Genomic DNA, 19,604 nt, shown 5'->3' with positions numbered 1-19,604 from the left:
ACGGATGGTGTTACGGCTTCAAACCCAATAGCTTCTCTCTGTGTTCTCTGTGCCCTCTGTGGTGAATAGCTATTTATTTTTTGAAATACTTCTCGTTGATCTTCTTGGTCAGCCCCGGCAGCACATCGGCCGGACCCGTCTGGCTCATCCAGACCGAATCCAAGGCCGGGGTGAGGGTCCCGTAGAAGATCTCAGGCCAACTGGCCAGGAAAGGCTGGTAATGGGCGTGTGCCGGCATCTTGAGGAGGATGGCCTTGTGCTCCGCTCCCGGCGCCTTCAAGAAGATGTCCGACTCGGCCAGGCTCTTCAGGGCCGGCTGCATCATGCCCGTCTGGGTCATCTGGGTGAGCGAGGCGGCCGTGGTCATCTCCTTGGCCACCAGCCAGGCCAGGTCCTTGTTCTTGGAGCTCTTGGAGACCGCGTAGCCCGACCCGCCCGTGCCCCAACCCTGGATCCCCTGGGGGCCGCGGGGGAACTCGACGACGTCGAAGTCCAGGTCCTTCTTCTCCAGGAACCGGGGGGTCTGCCAGATCCCCGAGCAAAGCATGGCGACCCGCCCGTTGAGGAACATGTCCATCTGCCCCGCCGCAGGGCTGATGGTCTGGATCTGGGACGGGTCGGGCGACACGTGGTGTTTCTGAATCAGGGCCCAACGAAAGGTGATGGCCTCGATGGCCTTCGGATCGTCCAGGATCAAGCGGGTCGGATGGGCCTCGTCGTCCACATAGTTCGACCCGTTGCTGTAGAGAAAATTATCGTATTGGGTCGAATAGGCGTCGGTGAAGGCCCAGCGGGTCACGTTCCCGGCGGCGTCGGTCTTGGTGAGTTTCTTGCAGATCGTGAGGAAGGGTTCGGGCCAGGACCACTTGGCGGTCGGATAGTCCAGCCCTGCCTCGCGGAAGAGCTTCTTGTTGTAGAAAACGAGCCCCGAAGGGGCCGTGTCCTGGGGCAGGACGTAGGTCTTACCGTCGGGGCTGAAGCGGCGGACGAGCCCTTCGTAATAGCCCTTCAGGTCCACCCCGTCCTTCTGGCAATAGGGCGTCAGGTCCTCGAAGACCCCGCGCAGATAGAGGTCCACGAAGTTGTTCACCTCCACGAAGATGACGTCGGGGGCGTTGCCGGCCGCCAGTTGGGTGGTGATCTTCTGCTGGTATTCGTTGTAGGGGATGTTATCGACCTGGATATGCAGGCCCGGATGCCGCGCCTCGATATCGTGAACGACCCGGGTCATTTTTTCGATGAGCACCGGATCGGTGAGGAACTGGGCGAGCCGGACCGTTTGGCCGTTGTTCTTGGAACAACCCGCCAACAGGACCGCTGAAAGGACCGCCCAAAGAACCACGGTTGTTTTTTTCATAACCCCTCCGGGATGAACGTCAAAGGCTGGTCAGCCACCGATGAACGAGATGAATGGAATGGCGAAGATCAAAAGGCTTTTGTCGTATCGGCGTTCATCCCCTTCATCGGTGGCGAATAGGTTTGGTTTACGCCGATTCCCTGACCACTAGATTCGGCTTCAGTTGCAGCACCGAACGGTTCTTCTCCTCGCCCGTCACGAGCCGCATGAGCTTGTGAACGGCGTTCCGGCCCAGTTCATGGAGGTCGTAGCTCACGGTGGTCAGGGTCGGGCTCACCAGGGAGGCCATCTCGATGTCATCGAACCCGACGACCGCCATGGTCCCTTCCTTCTTGCGCTCCCGCAGGGCCTTCAGCACCCCGATGGCGGTGGCGTCGTTGGCGGCGAAGACCGCGGTCGGCGGATTGGCCATGGCCAGGAACTTCTCCCCCGCCTCCAGGCCCGACTTCACCATATATTGCCCGGGCAGGATGAGGGAGTTATCGATCGGGATCCCCGCCTCGCCCAAGGCGGCCTTATAGCCTTCCAACCGCTCGGTGGAATCGCTCAGTTCGGGGCGACCTCCGACGAACCCGATGCGCTTATGGCCCTTGGAGATCAGGTGTTTGACGGCCTGTTGGGCCCCGTCGAAGTTGTCGATGACCACCGAGGAAGCCAGGCTCTCGAAACGCCTCTCGCAGAGGACCACCAGGGGGAATCCCTTGCGGATGAGGTTCTTCAGGAGGTTCTCGGTGGCGGTCGTGGGCAGGAAGAAAAGCAGGCCGTCCACCACCGGGGGTTCGGTCATGGTGCGGATCACTTCCCGCTCCGCCTCCGGTTCCCCGTTCTCCTGGACCACGCCCAGGGTCAGGAGCTTCCCGTAGCGGCGGGCCTCCTGTTCCATCCCCATGATGACGGAGGCGATGAAGGGGTCCATGGAAGGCGTCACCACGCCCAGGAACCCGGTCTGCTGGGCCGCCAAGCCCCGCGCGAAGCGGTGGGGTCGGTACTGCATCTGCAGCATAATGTCCTTCACGCGTTGTTCGGTCTCGTACTTGACCGCCAAACCGTTCAACACGCGGGACACGGTGGCCTTGGAGACCCCCGCTTTGGCCGCTATTTGTTGGATCGTCACACCCATCCACGACCTCCGAAAAAATGAATTTGAATTCCTGTTCCTTTTTTAATTCCGTTCCATTTCAAGGCGCGGTGGGGCCCCTGCCCCGCCCTTCTTAAAGGACGCCCAGCAACAGTTCCTGCAGGCGCTGGTCCAGTTCCTCGTAAGGAAGGCGCTTCTTGGAGATGGCCATCGGGTCGAAGACCCTCTTCCTCAGTTGGTCGGCGCCCTCGGGCGTGTAGCGGCGCATGATCCCCTCCAGGCCCGGGTCGGACCCATGGATGTCCTTGAGGATCTGTTGGATCTTCTTGTCCGAATTGAACTGTTTCACCTTCTCCCAAAGGATGAGGTAAGTGCGCATGGACCCTTCCACGAAGTCCCAGACGCCCTTCTCGTCCTCGCTCCGGTAGGGATGCTCGTCGAAGTTGCGGGTGCCCGCCCAGTGGTTGTCCTCGAGCAGCTTGACCACGAAGAAGGTCTCCTTCAGGTCCTCGCTCCCGAACCGCAGGTCCTGGTCGAAGCGGTTGGGCTTTTGGGCCCCCAGGTCCACGTGATAGAGCTTGCCCGCTTCCATGGCCTGGGCGAAGTCGTGGTAGGTGTTGAGCCCCGCCATGCGCGAGTGCTCGATCTCCGGGTTCACCCCCACCATCTCGGGATGGTCCAGGGTCTCGATGAAGGCCAGCACGTGGCCCGCGGTGGCCAGGAAGATGTCGCCCCGGGGCTCATTGGGCTTGGGTTCGATGGCGAACTTGAAGTTGTAGCCGTTGTGGCGCGCGTAGGCGCAGAGGTAGTTCATGCATTCCCGGTAGCGCTTGAGGGCCTCCTCCGGGGTCTTGGAGGCGTCCACTTCGGTGCCTTCCCGGCCGCCCCAGAAGACATAGACGGTGGCGCCCAGTTCCGCCCCCAGGTCCATGTTCTTCATGACCTTCTGCAGGGCGAAGGCGCGCACCTTCGGGTCGTGGCTGGTGAAGGCGCCGTCCTTGAAGATGCGGTGGTAGAAAAGGTTGGTGGTCGCCATGGCGCAGGCGATCTTGTAGTCCTTCATGGCCTTCTTGGTCTCTTTGATGATCTTGTTGCGCAGTTGAAGGGAGGCGCCGAAGGGGATCAGGTCGTCATCGTGGAAGTTGAAGCCGTAGACGTTGCGCTTGCCCAGTTCCTTGATATTGGTGATGGGATCGAGACGGGCCCGGGTCTCCTCGCCGAAGGGATCGCGGCCGCGGTTGGCGGTGGTCCAGAGGCCGAACGAGAAGCGGTGTTCTTTCTTGGGGGTAAAAGAGGCCATTCTGACTCCTTCATGCAAAAGTTATGTAATTTATTGGAACCGGTTTAATAATAAGTCGCTTCTAAAGTGAACACAATCGGCCTTTTTACCTGTTAAACAATGGTTTCGATTGGAAATTCATGAAAAAGGACAAGTCGAAGATAGGTTGGTGGGGCATCCTGGATTCGAACCAGGGACCAAGGCATTATGAGTGCCCTGCTCTAACCGCTGAGCTAATGCCCCATTTACAGACTGCGTATTTTGGACTGAAAACCTATTCGAGGAAACCCTTCAATTTGCGGCTGCGCGAAGGATGACGCAGCTTGCGAAGGGCCTTGGCTTCGATCTGACGGACCCTTTCCCGGGTCACCTTGAAGGTGTTCCCTACTTCTTCCAGCGTATGGGGATGCCCGTCCTCCAGGCCGAACCTTAGGCGCAGGACCTCGGCCTCCCGTTCCTTCAAGGTCCCCAGGACCTCGGTGATCTGCTCCTGGAGCAGGACAAAGGCCGTCGCATAGGCGGGCGAGACCGCCTCCTTGTCCTCGAGGAAATCCCCCAAACTGCTGTCCTTCTCCTCACCGATGGGCGTCTCCAACGAAATGGGCTCCTGGGCCACCTTCAGGACCGCCCGGACCTTCTCCACCGGCAGTTCCAGCCTCTCGGCGATCTCGTCCACGGTCGGTTCCCGTCCCAACTCCTGCACCATGTCCCGGGAAACCTTGATGGACTTGTTGATGGTCTCGATCATGTGCACCGGGATCCGGATGGTGCGGGCCTGGTCCGCGATGGCCCGGGTGATGGCCTGGCGGATCCACCAGGTGGCGTAGGTGGAGAACTTATAGCCCCGGCGGTATTCGAACTTCTCGACCGCCCGCATGAGGCCGATGTTGCCTTCCTGGATCAGGTCCAGGAAAGGCAGTCCCCGGTTCGTGTATTTCTTGGCGATGGAGATGACCAGGCGCAGGTTGGCTTCCACCAGCTCCATACGCGCTTGGTAAGCCTCCTTTTCGCCAATGCGGATATTGCGCATCAGGTGCCGCAACAGGTCCCGGCCGGCCACGGCCTCTTTCTCGAGCGTCTTGATCGCGGCGCGCGCCTTCTCCCAATGGCGGGCGGCGCTCAGGAAGGACTCGCCCTTCAAACCGGCCTTCTTCTCCAGGTCCCGGAGGGCCGCGGAGGTCTCTTGCTTGAGCAAACTGGGAAGTTTGAGGTAGCTTTCCGGGCCCAAGGCTAGGTGGCGCTCTTGCAGGTGCATGAGGTGCTCCTGCTCCTCCACCGCCTCCGCTTTTTCCCGCAACGAGGCGATGAGGTGCTCCCGGACCTTCTTATGGAACTGGCAATCTTTCACCAGCCAGATGAGGTCCACCAGCCGGACGTCCAATTGTTCCAGGACCACCTTCTTTTTCTCGAGGGAAAGGGACTTCTGGGACGCCTTGTGTTGCAGGTCCTTGACGGTCTTTTCGAGCTTCTTGAACTTGGCCTGGTTCTTCTTCAATTTGGCGAGGATCTGCTTTTCCGGGACTTCAGGCATTTCCGAATAGGGTTCCAGGTCCATGGTCTCCTGGAGGGTCCGCTTGGCGTGGAGGATGTCGCTGAAAAGCCCGTTCAACTGCTGGAGCCCCAGCGCGCTGCCCAGGACCGCCTTCAGCACCTTGAATTCGCCCGCCTCGATGCGCTTGGCGATGGCGATCTCCTGCTCCCGGTTCAGCAGCGAGATGCGGCCCATCTCATGGAGGTACATCTTCACCGGGTCCACCATGCGGTGCTCGCCGCCCGACTCGGGACCCTTCTCGAAATCCTCTTCCTCTTCTTCCTCTTCCTTGACGATGGCCGCGCCCGGGGCCTCGGCGGGGTTTTCCTTGTCGCCATCGGTGAGGACGGCGGCCTTTTCCTCCTGGTCCACGATCTTGATGTCGTTCTCGCCCAGCATCACCAGGATGTCGTCGATCTCGTCGGAGGAAACGACCTCTTCGGGCAGGATGTCGTTCACCTGTTTATAGGTGATATAGCCCTTTTCCTTGCCCGCCTGGAGGATCTTTTGGACGTGTTCTTGGGACCGGTTCTCGGTTGTCATGGGTTCACGCCTTCTTGCTCGAATTGGCGCTTCAAAAGCACCATTTCCTGGGCCAACCGGAGGGCCGTATCCGCCAGCCCGTCCTTTTCGGCCTGGGTTTGCCGGGCCTTCAGCTCGGACATTTGGCGCCTTAAATGACGTTTTTTCAAGGCCGACGCGAGGTCGTTCAGCATGGCTTCCCGGTGTTTGGGTTCGGTACGGCTCTCGATGAACAGGAAGGAGGCCTGCAGGTCCGGGACCTGGGTCAACTCCTCCGGCTTCATCTCTCCCGCGCTCAAACGCTCGAAATATTTACGGAAATCCTCGCGTTGAAAAACCTCGGGCGAGAGTTCGTTCACGGCCCAGGGCACGAACTCCCCGTTCTGTTCGGTCAGGAGGGCCAGGAAGTCGGCCTCCATCCGTGAACCATCGGGGGCGGCGGAAGCCGCGGCCTTGGCCGGTTCCTCCGGGGTGCCCCGGGGCGCCAAAGCGGACCGCCCGGCTTTTTTCCGCTCGCTGTTCACGATGGTCAAAAGGTCCCGGTTGTCGAGGGCCAGTTCGGATTCGATGGCCGAACAGGCCGCCTGGACCGAGACTTCGTCGGGGATCTGCAGGATCATGGGGACGAAGGCCTGCAAGGCCCGGGTCTTCTCCTCCACCGGAAGGCCCTGGATCTTGGGTTTGAGGTTATGGGCCCACCAGCGGAAAAAACTGGGCGCCTTCTCGATAAGGGCTTCCAATTCTTCCCTGGGGTGTTTGGTCAGGAACTCGTCCGGGTCCTTGGCATCGGGCATGACCAGGACCTTGATGTTGAGCCCCGCCTGCACGAGGGGCTCGAAGCCCCGCTGCACCGCCGCCTGGCCCGCCGTATCCGTATCGTAGGAAAAGACCACCTCCGTCGTATAACGCTTGAGCATCCGCCCATGCTGGGGGGTCAAGGCGGTGCCCAGGGTCGCCACCGCGTTCTCGAACCCGTGGTGGTGCAGGGCGAGGGCGTCGAAGTAGCCCTCCACCACCAGGACATAACCCTTGGCCCGGATGGCCTCCCGGGCGGCATTGAGGAGGTAAAGACACTCGCTCTTCTTGAAAAGCAGGGTCTCGGGAGAGTTCAGGTATTTGGGTCCTTGTTCTTCGTCGGCAAGCGTCCGGCCCCCGAAAGCGATGATCTTCTCGTAGTTGTTCTTGACCGGGAACATGAGACGGTTGCGGAACTTGTCGTAAAAGGTCTTTTTCTCCTCGTTCTTCACCAAGAGACCGGCCGCCACCAGTTCCTCCATCTCGAAGCCCGCCTTGGCCGCTGCGTTCTTGAAGGCATCCCATCCTTCCGGGGCCAGCCCGATCTGGTGCTTGAGGGCATCCTCTTTGGTGAACCCGCGTTTCTTGAAATAATCCCGTGCCGATTGCCCCTCGGCGGAAAGCAGCCGTTCCTGGAAGAACTTGCCTGCGAAATCGTTGATGGCCTGCATCCGTTCCCGGGCCCTCTCCGCCTCGGTGTCCCGTTCCTCTTCCCGGGGTTTGGGAAGAGCGATGCCCGCCTTCTCCGCCAGGGTACGCAGGGCCTCGGGGAAGGTCATCTTCCCCATCTCCATCAGGAAGGTGATGACGTTGCCGCCCTTGCCGCAGCCGAAGCAATGGAAGCTGTTGCGTGACGGGGACACCATGAAACTGGGGGATTTTTCGCTATGGAATGGGCAAAGACCCTTGTAGCTGGACCCGGCCTTCTTCAAGGGCACGTATTCGCTGATGACGGCCACGATGTCCGTGGCGTCCTTGACCCTTTGGATGATCTCGTCGGAATACTTCATTCGGGGACCTTGTTATTTCTTGAACTTGACGACCGTCGCGCCGGCTCCGCCCATATTGGGCTCGGCCAGGGTGAATTCCAGCCCCGGATGGGCGCTGGGCAGATGCTTGTGGATGGCCTCTTTCAAGGCCCCGGTCCCCTTGCCGTGGATGATCCGAACGAAAGGAAGGTTCATCAGCATGGCGTCGTCCAGGAATTTGTCGATCAAGGGCAGCGCCTGGTCCACCATCTTGCCCCGGATGTCGATCTCCAGCTTTCCCTTGTCCTCCAGGGCCTTGGCGTTCATCACGTTGGTGACCTGGGGCCGGACCACCGGTTTGGGCGCGGTCACCGTGACCCGCCCCAGGTCGGCCCATTGGCAGGTCATCTTCATCCCGTTCTCCATGAGGATCTCGGCCTCTTCCCTGTCCTCGTCCACACCGACCACCTTGACGTCCACCTGGGCCTTCTTATGGAAGACCGTATCCCCTTCTTTCAGGTCCCGGACCTCGACCACCTGTTTTTGGGGCTTCGGGGCGATATTCCGCAGTTTTTGGTTCACTTCCTGCCGGGCGTCCTTGATGCGGCCCTTGTTCGGCCCCCCGTCCTTGGTCTGCACCCCCTGGATGAGATGTTCCATCTTCCGACGGGTGTTCTTGAGCAGGCCTTCGGCCTCGACCTGGGCCTCTTTCTTGATGCGACGGGCCTCGTCCTTGATCTGACGCCGTGCGACCTCGAGCTCCTGGGCGGTCTTGCGGGCCTTGTCCCGGATGGCCTCGGCCTCCTGCCGGGCCTTTTGGGCCGCCTGTTTTTCCTGGCCCAATTGGGTCAGTAGTTCCGAAAGATCCGCCTCGCCCTGGGGCAGGTGGGACTTGGCCTTTTCGAGCAGTTCATCGCCGAACCCCATCTGGCGGGCCAGGGTCAGGGCATAGGACTGGCCTGGAATGCCTGGCACCAAGCGGAAGGTCGGCTTGCCGGTCCCCTCGTCGAAGACCATGGCGGCATTGGCCATGCCCTTCTCTTCCTGGGTCAAGAGCTTCAGGAGCGGCTGATGGGTGTTGGCCATGACCCAACTGCCCTTCTCGCGGAAATGTTCCAGACAGGCAAGCCCCAAGGCCCCCCCTTCCCGGGGATCGGTGCCCGCGCCCAATTCGTCCAGCAGGAAGAGCGTCCCGGGGCCGCAATGGTCGATCATGCGCTTGAGGGCCTTGAGCTTGGCCGCGTAGGTGCTCAGGTGGTCCCCCAGGTCCTGCTCGTCCTTGAGGTCGGTGTCGAAATGCCCAAGGAGGGGCACTTGGCTTTGTTCACTGGCCAGCACCGGAAGGCCCGACTGGGCCAGGACGCAGGAAAGACCCAGGGTCTTCAGGGCCACGGTCTTCCCCCCGGCGTTGGGGCCCGAAATGAGGAGGACCTGGACCCCGGGACCCATTTCCACCTCCAGGGGAATGACCTTCTCTCGGAAAGCGGGCCCAGCCTCCAAGGCCAACAAGGGGTGCCGCGCGGTCCGAAGGACCAGGGGTGCCTGGGGATCGGGCTTCAGGAAGGCCCCGTCGAAACGGGACGCGAAGGAGGCCAGGGCCTGGTGGGCGTCGATCTCGGCGCAGGCGATCAAGGTCGTTTCCAGGGCTTCGCCGTTCTTCAACACCTCTTGGGTGGATTCCCGCAGGATCTTGCGCACTTCCTCGTCCTCCTGCAGGATCGCTTCCCGGACTTGGTTGTTGTTCTCCACCATCTCCCGGGGTTCGACGAAAAGGGTCGCTCCCGAGGCGGACATTCCGTGGACGAACCCGGATACCTGGGACTGATGGTCCCGTTTGACGGGAACGACCAAGCGGCCTTCCCTCTCCGTCACGATCCTCTCCTGCAAGGCTTCGGCGTTGCCCGCTTGCTGGAGGAAGGATTGGTAGAATTTTTGGATCTCGGAACGCAGATGGCGCAATCGATCCCGGGCGCTCGAAAGGGCCGGGGAAGCCGAATCCAGGACCTCGCCCTTCTCCGACAGGCGATCCTTCAGGAACCGGGACAGATCCGGCAGGGCGTTCAACCGTCCCAACCATTCCTCGAAGGCCTTGGGTTTCACTTCTTCGACCGAGAGCCCCTGGCGCAAGCGTCCCACTTCCCCCAAGTAAAGGAGGAGGGCGGCCAATTCCTTGCCGGACAGGACCTGGCCCCGGGAACGGGCTTTCTCCAGGGATTCGACGAAATGCTGGGGATCGGGAATGGCGGGCAACTTGTGTTTGGCCGAATGGCGTTCGAGTTCCCGGGTCCTTTGGAGGCGGATCTCGATCGCTCCCGTCTCCAAAAGGGGGCCGAAACTGGTCATGTAATCGCGCCCCGCCGGGGTCTGGCAGGAACGGGCCAGTACCCCCAAAAGCTTGGGGAACTCGATCGCGTCCAGGAATTGGCGCAAGGCGGGGGAGCTCAAAAGGGGCCTTTCCGGAAAATGGGTGGAAGAGGATTTTAATCCCAACCGGCCGAAGTTTCTCTTATTTAGGGGCGGCGAAAGACCTTGGTCTGTTGCTTCTTTTTTCCCGGCGACGGCCTATCCAACCCCGGCTTGACGGAGACATAGGGATTGCCCTGCAGGTAGAAACGCAGGGGAAGGTCGGACCCTTCGGTCAGGCCGATCCGGGTCGTGACACCGACGGGTTCCCGCCTTTCGGCGGACAGGATGGTCAGGGGCTTCCGGAAGACCGGAAGCCGGTTCTGCCCTCGGTCCAGCCCCAAAGCCTGGGCCAACTTCCCCGGGCCGTTGGTCAGGTTCTTCTGTCCGACCTCGCCCCTTCGGCGCCTGGCCATGAGGTATTCACCCTTCACCGGCTCCAAGGCCCTTACCAGGACGGCTCCCGGAACGCCCTGCTTCTCCGTCACCACGTTGAACATGAAATGGTTCCCGTAACAGAAATAGACATAGGCGTGGCCCGCGGGGCCGAACATCACCTCGTTGCGGGGGGTCATTCCTCGGGCGGCGTGGCAACCGGGATCGCCCTGGGGGAGATAGGCTTCCACTTCCACGATGCGCCCTGCGGCAAGGCCGGAGGGGGTTTCGTGGACGAGGACTTGGCCCAAAAGGGCCCGCGCGACCTGCCGGGTGGAACGGGAGTAGAAGGAAGAAGGTAGGATCATCGGCGTCGGATCAACGTCAGCCCAGCTTGGCCTTGACCATCCCGCTGACCTTGCCCATGTCGGCCCGGCCCTTGATCTTGGGCGTCAGCACCCCCATGACCTTCCCCATGTCCTTCGGGCCGGCGGCTCCGCTGGACTGGATGGCCTCGGCGATGAGCTTCGCCAGTTCGTCGTCGGAAAGACCGGCGGGCAGGAATTTCTCGATGAGGGCCAATTCGGCCTTTTCCTTGTCGGCCATGTCGGAGCGGCCGCCCTTCTCGAACCCTTCGATGGATTCCTTGCGTTGCTTGGCCTGTTTGGAAAGCACGTCGATGACGTCCTCGTCCTTCAGCTCGCGTTTCAGGTCCACTTCCTTGTATTTCAGGGCGGACTTGAGCATGCGCAGGGCCGAGGTGGACGCCTCGTCCTTGGCCTTCATGGCCGTGATCAGGTCGGCATTGATCTTGTCGAACAGGGGGGATGCGCTCATGGGAGACCTCCAAACCAATTTTGAGTTCTTAATTCTTGATTCTTAATTGACGGGAATTTCCGCGTCGCGGAAATCGACCGTCATTCAAAATTAAGCATTAAAAATTAAGAATTCTGGGGCGATCATCAGGACGGAACAGCCAAATAAAAAGGGGCCCGTCGTTGAAACGAGCCCCGGTTCGCTAATCGCGGTTCAGCTTCATCTGGCGGCGCCGGGCCTTTTTGCGGGCGGCGGCTTCGCGCTTCTTGCGGCGCTCACTGGGCTTCTCGTAGAACTCCCGCTTCTTCATCTCCGAGATCAACCCCGAGTTCTGCACCACTTTCTTGAAACGCTTCAAAGCGTTCTCGATCGGTTCATTCTCTTCCAGTCGGACTTCGACCACTTGGGTCACGCTCCCCTCTGTGGGTTCCGCGGGCCTTCCCGGGATCCCTTATTGGCCTGGCCTTTTGCCAGGGAGGAGGAGTTTAGAGGTTCGGCCTGGGGGCGTCAAGCAAGGGGAAAAGGCGGAAGGGCGTGGATTATGCGGAAAAAGGGCCGAAGGACCCTCAGCCCGGAGGCCAGGTCATGAAACGGCCGCCCAGGAGGTGCAGATGGAGGTGGTAGACCGTCTGGCCGCCATTGTCGCCGTTGTTGATGACCAGGCGGAAACCCTCGCGAAGGTTCAGCTGTTTGGCGATCTGGACGGCCTTTTCCGTCAGCAGGGACACCAGGGGGCTTCCCGCCGGGACCTCCTCGACGCTCTCGATATGCTCCTTGGGGATGATGAGCACGTGGGTGGGAGCCGCCGGATGGATATCGGTGAAGGCCAGGATTTTCTCGTCCTCATAGACCACGTTGGACGGGATCTCCTTGTGGACGATCTTGCAGAAGACGCAATGGCTCATGGGGATCCCCCTCACCGATAGAGATGGACCGTCATATCCTCCGGCAGGTATTGCCCCACTATCTTATATTTACCACCGTGCCATTGCCTTATCTTTTCTTCCACTTGGCGGGGATGGGCGTAAAAAAGGTCCGGATCCATCCAGCCGCCCTCGGCGTTCAGGAGGGTCAAGGCCACCCCTTCCTTGGCGTGGGCCGTGCACTGAGCGAGCCCCCGCCGCATCCATTCCCAGTTGTCCTTCACCCGGTGGTTGAAGATCCCGTTGACGAAGACGTAATCCCATTCCCCTTCGGGGAACCTCTCCGCCACGTCGCCTTCCAGGAACCGGGCGTCCGGAAAACGCCGGCGGGCGCCTTTCACCATGAACCCGAGCAGGTCGAAGCCCGTGTAGTCCCCGTCCCAACCCCGGTCCTTCAGGTAGCCGTAAAAACAGCCGAGCCCACAGCCTGCATCCAGGATCTTTTTTCCACGCAGGTCCCCGATGGAAGCCAGCATCTCGAAACGGATCTCCTGGTTCTGGCGGGAACGCCAACCCACCCGGTTCTCGGGCAGGTCGAACTTCCAGGATTTCATCCGGTAGAAGAAGCGGAGATAGAGCCGGTCCAGAAGGCTCAAGGGGCCGGGCAAGGTCAGGCCCACTGGGCCAGCGCGGTCTTGGGACCCGCTCCGGTCACCCGCACCCTGGCCTCCTGGCCCAGGCGTTCCGCCATCCTTGGAAAGACCACCCGCAATCCCTCGTCGGTGAGGCCCGATTGCCGTTGATCGTCGTAGCGCTCCACGATGACACGGAATTCCCGGCCCACGGCCCTTTCGGCCGCTCGCGCCAGGACCTCCCGCTTCAGGGCCCAAAGACGGTCCATTCTTTCCCGGATCACCGCCGGATGGACCTTCGGGACCAAGGCCGCACCCGGTGTATCGGGCCGGTCCGAATAGGGGAAGGGATGGAGGTCCACGAAACCGAACTCGCGGACCTGGGCCTCGGTGTTCCGGAAGGCCTGTTCCGTCTCACCGGGAAAACCGGCGATAAGGTCGGTGGTCAAGCCTACCTGAGGCGCGGCTCGGCGAACCTTCTCCACGACCGCGGCGAACTGCGCCAGGGAATAGGGACGCCGCATGGCCCGGAGGACCCCTTCGTCCCCGCTCTGCAGGGGCAGGTGAAGATGGGCGCAAAGGGCCTGTCCACTCTCCCAAAGCGGCAGGAGGGCCTCTTCGAAATCGGCCACCGCATAGGAGGAAAGCCGCACCCGTTGGATGCCGGGAACGGACAGGAGTTTCTCCAGGACCGGGGCCAGGCGGGGCTCGGATGCCTTGAGGCCCCAGTCCCTTCCATAAGAGGAGAGCTGAATGCCCGCCAGGACCAGCTCCTTGACCCCATGGGACGCCAGGCGCTTCCCTTCCTCCACGATCTCCAGGACCGGGCGGGAGACCATCGTTCCCCTCACCCGGGGGATGAGGCAGAAGGAACAACCGAAATTGCATCCGTCCTGGACCTTGACGGTCGCCCTTTGATGTCCGTCGAAACGGGTAATGCCGTCCAGCCAAGGGGACGGATCAGGTAATGCGGATGGAGTGGAAAGCGGCCTGGAAAAGCGCTCCAGGATCCGGGGGACCAGAAGGGACTTTTCCGCGTTCCCCACCACCAGGTCCACCCCGGCCAGGGCGGCGATCTCCTCGGGGCGGTCCTGGGCGAGGCACCCGGTCACCACCACGAAGGAATCGGGGTTGCGGCCCTTGGCCCGGCGGACCAGTTGCTTCCCTTCCGAATCCGCTGCGGAGGTCACCGTGCAGGTATTGATGACGTAGATGTCGGCCTTCTCATCGAAGGGAACGGCGTCGAAAGAGGCCCGTTCGGCCTGTTCCTTCAGGGCCTGGCCGTCGTATTGGTTGACCCGGCAACCCAGGGTCGTGAAGGCGATCTTCGGTCTGGTCAACGCGTCCATGGCTTCCGCATCCCGCTCCGGCGAGGTTTCAACGGTCTTCCGCGGGGGCGGAGCCGCTTTTCAGGTTCCCCAGGTCGATGTCCAGGGGGGCCCGGACGCTCAGTTTATAGGAATAGGCCGAGGTGTCGTCCATGAAATGGACCCGGAACTCAGCCCGGAAGACCGCGCCCCCGTCCATGGGGAAATCACGGAGGGCGCCCAGTTCGAAATAGGTCCTCTCGCTCTTCACGAAGCCATGGAGTTGGTCCAGGCTGGCACTGTCGGGCGTGGAATAGGAGGCGTAATTGGCGTCCCCTTCCTGCGAATAAAAGTCCCTCCCCACCCAACCGATCCCGAAGAGGTCCAATAGGTCGTCCGGATGGACCTCGGTCTTCAAATATCCCCCCCCGCCCCATTGGGTGGAACCGGTGGCCCCGCCTTCCAGGTGGCCGGCCCCGACGCCGAAGGCCGAGAAGCGGGTCATGCCCAGCAACCCGGGGACCTTCCAACGGAACCCCAGTGCCGGGACCCAATTGTTGAAGACGATGGTGTAGGAAAGTTGCCCCCCCATATGGAAGCCGTGGAACTGCCCTTCCAACTCCAGATCGTCGTCCAAGGGCTTGCGAAGGACCCCTCCGTAGTCGAACTCCTCGGGCTGGAGGCCGACGTTCAATTGGTGCCAATCCAGGAAAAGGTCGCATTGGAAGCCGGGATCGTTCTCGATCCACTGGAAGCCGTATTCCACGGGCCGTGTGATCTCAAGGGTCGTGACCTCCAGGGGCTCCAGGAAGCCATGCCGGTCGTCGGCGACCAGGGTACCCATAACGAACCGCGATCCCCCTTCCCGGTATTGGAAGGACAGGAGCGGCTTCACGTCCACCGCCGGGTCCTGGGTGCTGGTGCTTCGGAAATCGCCGAAGACGCCGAACTGCAGGAAGGTCCGGGGGCCCAGTGCGGCCTCGAAATAACTGTTCCCCTGCTGGCCCAGGAGGGTCTCGCCGGTCCGATAGGGCTCGAAGAATTCGGAATTATCCCCGTAGAAAAAGAAACGGTTATCCCAGGAAAGGTCCAGGGCCAGGACCCGGGCCGTGATGAAAAGCGCCGAAAGGCAAAGGAAGGTCTTCCGCAAGGTTCCCCCAAAAAGAAAACGGGCCCCTTAGGGGCCCGTTCGTTCAAAAACTGGACCGGCGCTTGATCAGAAGGAGAAGGACAGGTCCAAACCGGCCTCCAAGCCGCTGAAATCGAGCTGGAGCGGGGTTGTGCTGGTCGGGGAAACGTTGTTCGTCCCGGCCAGACCCACGGAACCCTTGGACGTATCCACCACCAGGGAATTGCCGCTCCGCTGGAAGTTATTCGCGCTCAGGTAGCGGTAACCGATGTAAGGCCCGAGGGACAGGCCCTTGTCCAGGATGAAGTCGATCCCCAGGACCATCTGCCCATTGAAGGCCACGGTGCTGTAGTCCCCGCTGGCGGCGGTGTCCGTGGATTGGACCGTCGTGGCGGTACTGTCATATTGGACCTTGGTGAAGGAAACGCTGACGGGGGAAATGCCGGCCCCCAAGCCCAGGTAACCCTTCACATCCTGGTCCCCGAAGAGGAGTTTGATGCCCAGGTCGGTGGTGATGATGGTCGTGTTGAAGGTGTATTTCCAGACGTCCGGGGTCCCCGTCGGACCGGAAGTGGCGTAGTCATAGGTGGTATAGGAGAGGTTCCCCACCGGGAAATAACCGATGGCCAAGTTGATCTCGAAACTGTCACCCAACTGGACGAAAGGAACGAACTCGGGGAGGGCCACCATATTGGGGGTCACCCCGTTCAGGGAGACGCTTCCGGCCGCGGTCACATATTGCTTGATCTGGCTGGGATCGGCGAAGACATATTCCATGCCGCCCAAGAGGTGGAAGCCGAAGCTGATCTTGGCGGGCTTGGATGGGCTTCCCCCCCCGGCATAGGCGGCACCGCCCGTGTAACGGGAGAGCTGGTTATCCACCCATTGCTGGTCATCCGGGGAAAGACCGGCCTTCACCCGGTCCCCATAGGCCTTGATGGAGGCGTTGGGCTGTTTGGCGTTGGCGATGGCGAAATAGAGGGCCGCACTCTTGGCGTTGCCCATCATGTAATAGGAATATCCGGCGTAATAGTAGCCCCGGTAATCGGAGGGGTTCTGTTGGATGGCCGCGTTGAAGTACTGGATGGCCTGGGCATATTGTTTTCGCTGGAAAAGGGTCATCCCGCCGTTCAGGTAGCTCGACCCGCCGGCCACGGACGCGCCGGGGGCGACGGCCCCGCCGCCGGTCTGGGCCCGCAGGCTCTGGATGGCTTGGGCCAACTGAGCGTTGTTGGGGTTCAACTGGTAGGCCTTCTGCAGGTAGGCCAGGGCATATTGCTTGTTGCCCATGGCGTAGTAGCAATAGCCGATCCCCTGATAGGCCGCCGGATCGTTGGGGTTCAACTTCATGGCGGCGTTGTAATACTGGAGGGCTTGGTTGTAGTTGCGGGCCTGGTACATCTTGGTCCCCGCTGCGATGTATTGGGCCTCCGAGGCGCCTTGGGAGAAACCTGGTCCGGGGAAGACCGCCATCACCAGGATGGCGAACGCCAGACAGGATCCTAAGGTCTTAAAACCTCTCATGAAGGCCTCCAAAAAAGCGGGTGATGGGACAGGACGGGAACGGAAAAAAGCCGAAAAGCAATGGTCATTATAAAGTTTATAGAAAACCCGTCTAGGAAAATGATTTTCGGTCCTCGCCAGGTTTAACGGTTTTTTCCAAGCCCCCAGGAAAAACACGGTTTTTTTCTCAGCCCATCGTGGAGGTGGAAACCGGGGATTCGACCTCCCGGGCCCCCTCCTGCGGCTCGTTGAGGAAGACCTGGGGGGAGATGTTGACCTGCTTCTTATAGTCGCCCCGGACCCGGTCCATGAAGGACGCCGCTTCCTCCGCCTTGACCAGGCAGACCAGGGCCCCGCCCCACCCGATCCCCATCATCCGGGAACCCAGGCAGCCGGGTTGGGCCCGGACCACTTGGGTCAGGATGTCCACCTCCTGGCAGGTCACCTTCAGCTTGTCGGCCAGGGAGTCGTGGGATTCGCTCAGGAGCCTCCCGAAGCCCGGGTAGTCCCCTTGGGCCAGTATCTCCTTGGCCTTCTTGACCCTTTCGTTCTCATAGACCACATGGTCCAGGCGTTTGCGCAGGATGATGTCCAGGTTCTTGCGGGCCGTGTCGTAGGCCTCCCCGCCCACATCCCGGAGCGAGATCACCTTGGGCACGAACTTGCGGATCTCGGTCAGCAATTGGCCGAAGAGGGCGATGCGTTTCTTGAACTCCTCTTCCCGTTCCTTCTTGCGGACGCCGCTGTCCACCACCACCAGCTTGTAGTTCTTGGAATCGAAGGGCATGTAGTCGGGCTTGAAGGTCCGCGCGTCGAAGGCCACCAGTTGGTCCTTTTTGGCGAACTTCACCGCGTAGGGGGAGAAATAATCCCCCTTCAATGCCATGAACTGGGTCTCCACCCTTTGGCAGAGCTTGGCCAAAGTGGCGTCATCCACGGGGTTCGTGCCCAGGATATTGCAGGCCACCGCCGTGGCCACCGTGATGGCCGCCGAAGCGCCCAGCCCCACGCCCTCGGGCATGTCCCCCGCCACCACCATCTGGATCCCCTCCATCTTGCGGCCCGTGCGCTCGTAGAAATAAAGGACGCCCTTGGGATAGTTGGCCCATCCGTCCGCGCGGTCGAACTTGAGGGTGGCCAGGGAGACCTTGATCTTCTCGTCGTATTGGAGCGAATGGATGAAGGCCATCTTGTCGCCCCGGCGCTGGGCGGCCACCACCACCGTGTGGTTCCCCGCGGCCAGGAGCGAATGGCCGTCCACCGCCTCCGTGTATTCCCCGCCCAGGAGCACCAGCCGGCTGGGGGCGGCCACCAAGGTGACCTTCTTTCCCGAATCGCCGTATTGGTGCAGGAAAGTGGAATGGGCTTTCTTGATCAGGTCTGCCAAGGCCATAGGTCCTCCAAAAGGGGTCGAACCTTCTTGGGCAAGGGACCGGGAATGCCCGGGCTCAGTGCTTGAAAAGGCTCAGGTAATAGAACAACAAGGGGGCGTTGAAGAGCAGGCTATCGATACGGTCGAACAGGCCGCCATGGCCGGGGAAGAAGGACCCCGAATCCTTGGCGTTGAGGCTGCGCTTGATGGCCGATTCCACCAGGTCGCCCAACTGGCCGAAGACGGAAAGGAGGACCGCCAGGACCGCCATGTCCGCCAGTGTGAAGAAGCCGTGGAAGAAGGGGACCCAGGCCCAAAGGCCCGCCAGGGCGAGGAACGCCAGGGCCACCCCGCCGGCGCAGCCTTCCCAGGATTTCTTCGGCGAGGCCTGGGGCGCCAGTTTGTGCCTTCCCCAGCGGCCACCCACGAAGAATCCACCCGTGTCATAGGCCCAGGTCGCCGCGAAGACCAGGAGCAGGTGCCAGGAGCCGTTCGGCAGTTCGCGGAGCCTGAAAAAATAGACCCCCAGGAGCCCGAAGTAGGCGACGCCGAAGAAGGTGGCGGCCACCGAAGGGATCATATCCTTCACGCCCCGGTCGGACCAAAGGAAGGAAAGGGTCAGGATCCAAAGCCCCGCCAGGAGCGTCCCCCAGCCTTCCCAATCGACCATCGGCTTCAAGACCCAGGGCAGGAGGATAAGAAGGAGCGCGATCATCCCTTCCACCCTCAGGACCTTCCCCTTCTGCCGGGCTTGGACGAGGGTCAGGTATTCCAAAAGGGCCAACCCCAGGCCCACCACCGCCAGGAGCTTGAAGAGCGATGTGTGTTCCCAGAAGGTGGCGAAAATCAAAAGGGCGATGGCCGGCACCGCCACCACGATCCGCTTGGTCAACGCGCCCATGAGGTCACGCTCCCGGTGATGTTCTCGACCCCGCCGAAGCGGCGTTGCCGCCCCTGGAAATCCCGCAGGGCCTCCATGAGATGGGGGGTGCGGAAGTCGGGCCAGAGGGTCTTGGTGATGTGGAATTCCGAATAGGCCAGTTCCCAGAGCAGGAAGTTGGAGACCCGCATCTCGCCCGAGGTGCGGACCAGCAGGTCCACTTCCGGCAGGTCCCGGGTGGACAAGGCGCCCGACAGGGCTTTTTCGTTGATGGCCTGGGGCCGGAGCTTCTTCTTGAGGACCTGTTCGGCCAGGGACCTGGCCGCCCGGGCCAGGTCCGCCCGGCCGCTATAGGACAGGGCCAGGACCAGCTTCAACCCGGTGCAATGGGAGGTCCTTTGGATGGAGTTCTTGAGCTCCCGCTGGATCTCCCGGGGCAGGTCGCCTGAATTGCCGATGGTGCGCAGTTGGACGTTGTTGCGGATCAGCTCCGGCACCTCGCTCTTGAGATATTGGCGCAAAAGGGCCATGAGGAGCCGCACTTCGGTGGCCGGGCGCTTCCAGTTCTCCGTGGAGAAGGCATAGAGGGTCAGGGCTTCCAGTCCCAATTCGCCCGAGGTGCGCACGATCTCGCGGATGGAGTGGGCCCCGGCCCGGTGCCCGGCGATGCGGGGCAGGTGCCGCTTTTGGGCCCATCGGCCGTTGCCGTCCATGATGATGGCCACGTGCCGGGGAAGGTTGTCCTGGAGGCGGTAGCGTTTGAGAAGGGCGTCTTTGGGGGCGGTTGGCAAGGG

17 protein-coding genes and 1 tRNA gene are annotated in these 19,604 nt (G+C 61.4%); all 18 read right to left on the bottom strand.

Annotated elements, in window-relative coordinates; all coding sequences use genetic code 11:
• Positions 1–73 precede the first annotated feature (73 nt).
• The gene (locus tag VHE12_08275; protein ID HVZ80778.1) at positions 74–1,357 is read right to left on the bottom strand and encodes a sugar ABC transporter substrate-binding protein; all 1,284 of its coding nucleotides are present in this window, start codon (positions 1,355–1,357) and stop codon (positions 74–76) included.
• A 127-nt stretch (positions 1,358–1,484) separates the two neighbouring features.
• Positions 1,485–2,477, bottom strand: a complete 993-nt coding sequence (locus tag VHE12_08270; protein HVZ80777.1) for a LacI family DNA-binding transcriptional regulator — start codon at positions 2,475–2,477, stop codon at positions 1,485–1,487.
• 91 nt (positions 2,478–2,568) lie between these two features.
• Complete coding sequence (gene xylA, locus VHE12_08265) at positions 2,569–3,735, bottom strand: xylose isomerase (GenBank protein HVZ80776.1); 1,167 nt, start codon at positions 3,733–3,735, stop codon at positions 2,569–2,571.
• 146 nt (positions 3,736–3,881) lie between these two features.
• Positions 3,882–3,957 (bottom strand) — tRNA-Ile (locus tag VHE12_08260).
• A gap of 31 nt (positions 3,958–3,988) precedes the next feature.
• Positions 3,989–5,788, bottom strand: a complete 1,800-nt coding sequence (rpoD, locus tag VHE12_08255; protein ID HVZ80775.1) for an RNA polymerase sigma factor RpoD — start codon at positions 5,786–5,788, stop codon at positions 3,989–3,991.
• Complete coding sequence (dnaG, locus tag VHE12_08250; GenBank protein HVZ80774.1) at positions 5,785–7,572, bottom strand: DNA primase; 1,788 nt, start codon at positions 7,570–7,572, stop codon at positions 5,785–5,787. Before dnaG ends, rpoD begins: the two co-directional genes overlap by 4 nt.
• A gap of 12 nt (positions 7,573–7,584) precedes the next feature.
• Complete coding sequence (locus VHE12_08245; protein HVZ80773.1) at positions 7,585–9,975, bottom strand: Smr/MutS family protein; 2,391 nt, start codon at positions 9,973–9,975, stop codon at positions 7,585–7,587.
• 65 nt (positions 9,976–10,040) lie between these two features.
• A complete protein-coding gene (locus VHE12_08240; protein ID HVZ80772.1) occupies positions 10,041–10,676 on the bottom strand; it encodes a DNA-3-methyladenine glycosylase in 636 nt (211 codons plus the stop codon).
• A gap of 16 nt (positions 10,677–10,692) precedes the next feature.
• Positions 10,693–11,145: a GatB/YqeY domain-containing protein gene (locus tag VHE12_08235; protein ID HVZ80771.1), complete on the bottom strand. Its 453-nt coding sequence runs from the start codon at positions 11,143–11,145 to the stop codon at positions 10,693–10,695.
• Between the two features lie 181 nt (positions 11,146–11,326).
• On the bottom strand, positions 11,327–11,527 hold the full coding sequence (rpsU, locus tag VHE12_08230; GenBank protein ID HVZ80770.1) for a 30S ribosomal protein S21: 201 nt from the start codon (positions 11,525–11,527) through the stop codon (positions 11,327–11,329).
• 163 nt (positions 11,528–11,690) lie between these two features.
• Complete coding sequence (locus VHE12_08225) at positions 11,691–12,029, bottom strand: histidine triad nucleotide-binding protein (GenBank protein HVZ80769.1); 339 nt, start codon at positions 12,027–12,029, stop codon at positions 11,691–11,693.
• Positions 12,030–12,040: 11 nt separating this feature from the next.
• A complete protein-coding gene (locus VHE12_08220; GenBank protein ID HVZ80768.1) occupies positions 12,041–12,643 on the bottom strand; it encodes a class I SAM-dependent methyltransferase in 603 nt (200 codons plus the stop codon).
• Between the two features lie 14 nt (positions 12,644–12,657).
• Positions 12,658–13,968: a tRNA (N(6)-L-threonylcarbamoyladenosine(37)-C(2))-methylthiotransferase MtaB gene (gene mtaB / locus VHE12_08215; GenBank protein HVZ80767.1), complete on the bottom strand. Its 1,311-nt coding sequence runs from the start codon at positions 13,966–13,968 to the stop codon at positions 12,658–12,660.
• 28 nt (positions 13,969–13,996) lie between these two features.
• Positions 13,997–15,076 carry a hypothetical protein gene (locus tag VHE12_08210; protein HVZ80766.1) on the bottom strand — a complete coding sequence of 360 codons (1,080 nt, stop codon included), beginning with the start codon at positions 15,074–15,076 and terminating at the stop codon, positions 13,997–13,999.
• A gap of 66 nt (positions 15,077–15,142) precedes the next feature.
• Positions 15,143–16,579, bottom strand: coding sequence for a tetratricopeptide repeat protein (locus VHE12_08205; GenBank protein HVZ80765.1), 1,437 nt, complete (start codon positions 16,577–16,579; stop codon positions 15,143–15,145).
• 166 nt (positions 16,580–16,745) lie between these two features.
• Positions 16,746–17,951, bottom strand: coding sequence for a hypothetical protein (locus tag VHE12_08200; GenBank protein HVZ80764.1), 1,206 nt, complete (start codon positions 17,949–17,951; stop codon positions 16,746–16,748).
• 55 nt (positions 17,952–18,006) lie between these two features.
• Positions 18,007–18,831, bottom strand: coding sequence for a phosphatidate cytidylyltransferase (locus VHE12_08195; GenBank protein ID HVZ80763.1), 825 nt, complete (start codon positions 18,829–18,831; stop codon positions 18,007–18,009).
• Positions 18,819–19,601, bottom strand: a complete 783-nt coding sequence (locus VHE12_08190; GenBank protein ID HVZ80762.1) for an isoprenyl transferase — start codon at positions 19,599–19,601, stop codon at positions 18,819–18,821. The genes VHE12_08195 and VHE12_08190 overlap by 13 nt, the downstream gene beginning before the upstream one ends.
• Positions 19,602–19,604: the final 3 nt, after the last annotated feature.

This window comes from bacterium (assembly GCA_035549195.1).
Lineage (GTDB): Bacteria > Oederibacteriota > Muellerivitia > Muellerivitales > Muellerivitaceae > DASZRK01.
This window is presented reverse-complemented; position numbering and strand designations above follow the sequence as displayed.

Excerpts from the sequence above, each read along its gene's own strand:
- VHE12_08275 (HVZ80778.1), bottom strand. The coding sequence starts at position 1,357 with ATGAAAAAAACAACCGTGGTTCTTTGGGCGGTCCTTTCAGCGGTCCTG.
- VHE12_08270 (HVZ80777.1), bottom strand. The coding sequence starts at position 2,477 with ATGGGTGTGACGATCCAACAAATAGCGGCCAAAGCGGGGGTCTCCAAG.
- xylA (HVZ80776.1), bottom strand. The coding sequence starts at position 3,735 with ATGGCCTCTTTTACCCCCAAGAAAGAACACCGCTTCTCGTTCGGCCTC.
- rpoD (HVZ80775.1), bottom strand. The coding sequence starts at position 5,788 with ATGACAACCGAGAACCGGTCCCAAGAACACGTCCAAAAGATCCTCCAG.
- dnaG (HVZ80774.1), bottom strand. The coding sequence starts at position 7,572 with ATGAAGTATTCCGACGAGATCATCCAAAGGGTCAAGGACGCCACGGAC.
- VHE12_08240 (HVZ80772.1), bottom strand. The coding sequence starts at position 10,676 with ATGATCCTACCTTCTTCCTTCTACTCCCGTTCCACCCGGCAGGTCGCG.
- VHE12_08235 (HVZ80771.1), bottom strand. The coding sequence starts at position 11,145 with ATGAGCGCATCCCCCCTGTTCGACAAGATCAATGCCGACCTGATCACG.
- VHE12_08225 (HVZ80769.1), bottom strand. The coding sequence starts at position 12,029 with ATGAGCCATTGCGTCTTCTGCAAGATCGTCCACAAGGAGATCCCGTCC.
- mtaB (HVZ80767.1), bottom strand. The coding sequence starts at position 13,968 with ATGGACGCGTTGACCAGACCGAAGATCGCCTTCACGACCCTGGGTTGC.
- VHE12_08205 (HVZ80765.1), bottom strand. The coding sequence starts at position 16,579 with ATGAGAGGTTTTAAGACCTTAGGATCCTGTCTGGCGTTCGCCATCCTG.
- VHE12_08200 (HVZ80764.1), bottom strand. The coding sequence starts at position 17,951 with ATGGCCTTGGCAGACCTGATCAAGAAAGCCCATTCCACTTTCCTGCAC.
- VHE12_08195 (HVZ80763.1), bottom strand. The coding sequence starts at position 18,831 with ATGGGCGCGTTGACCAAGCGGATCGTGGTGGCGGTGCCGGCCATCGCC.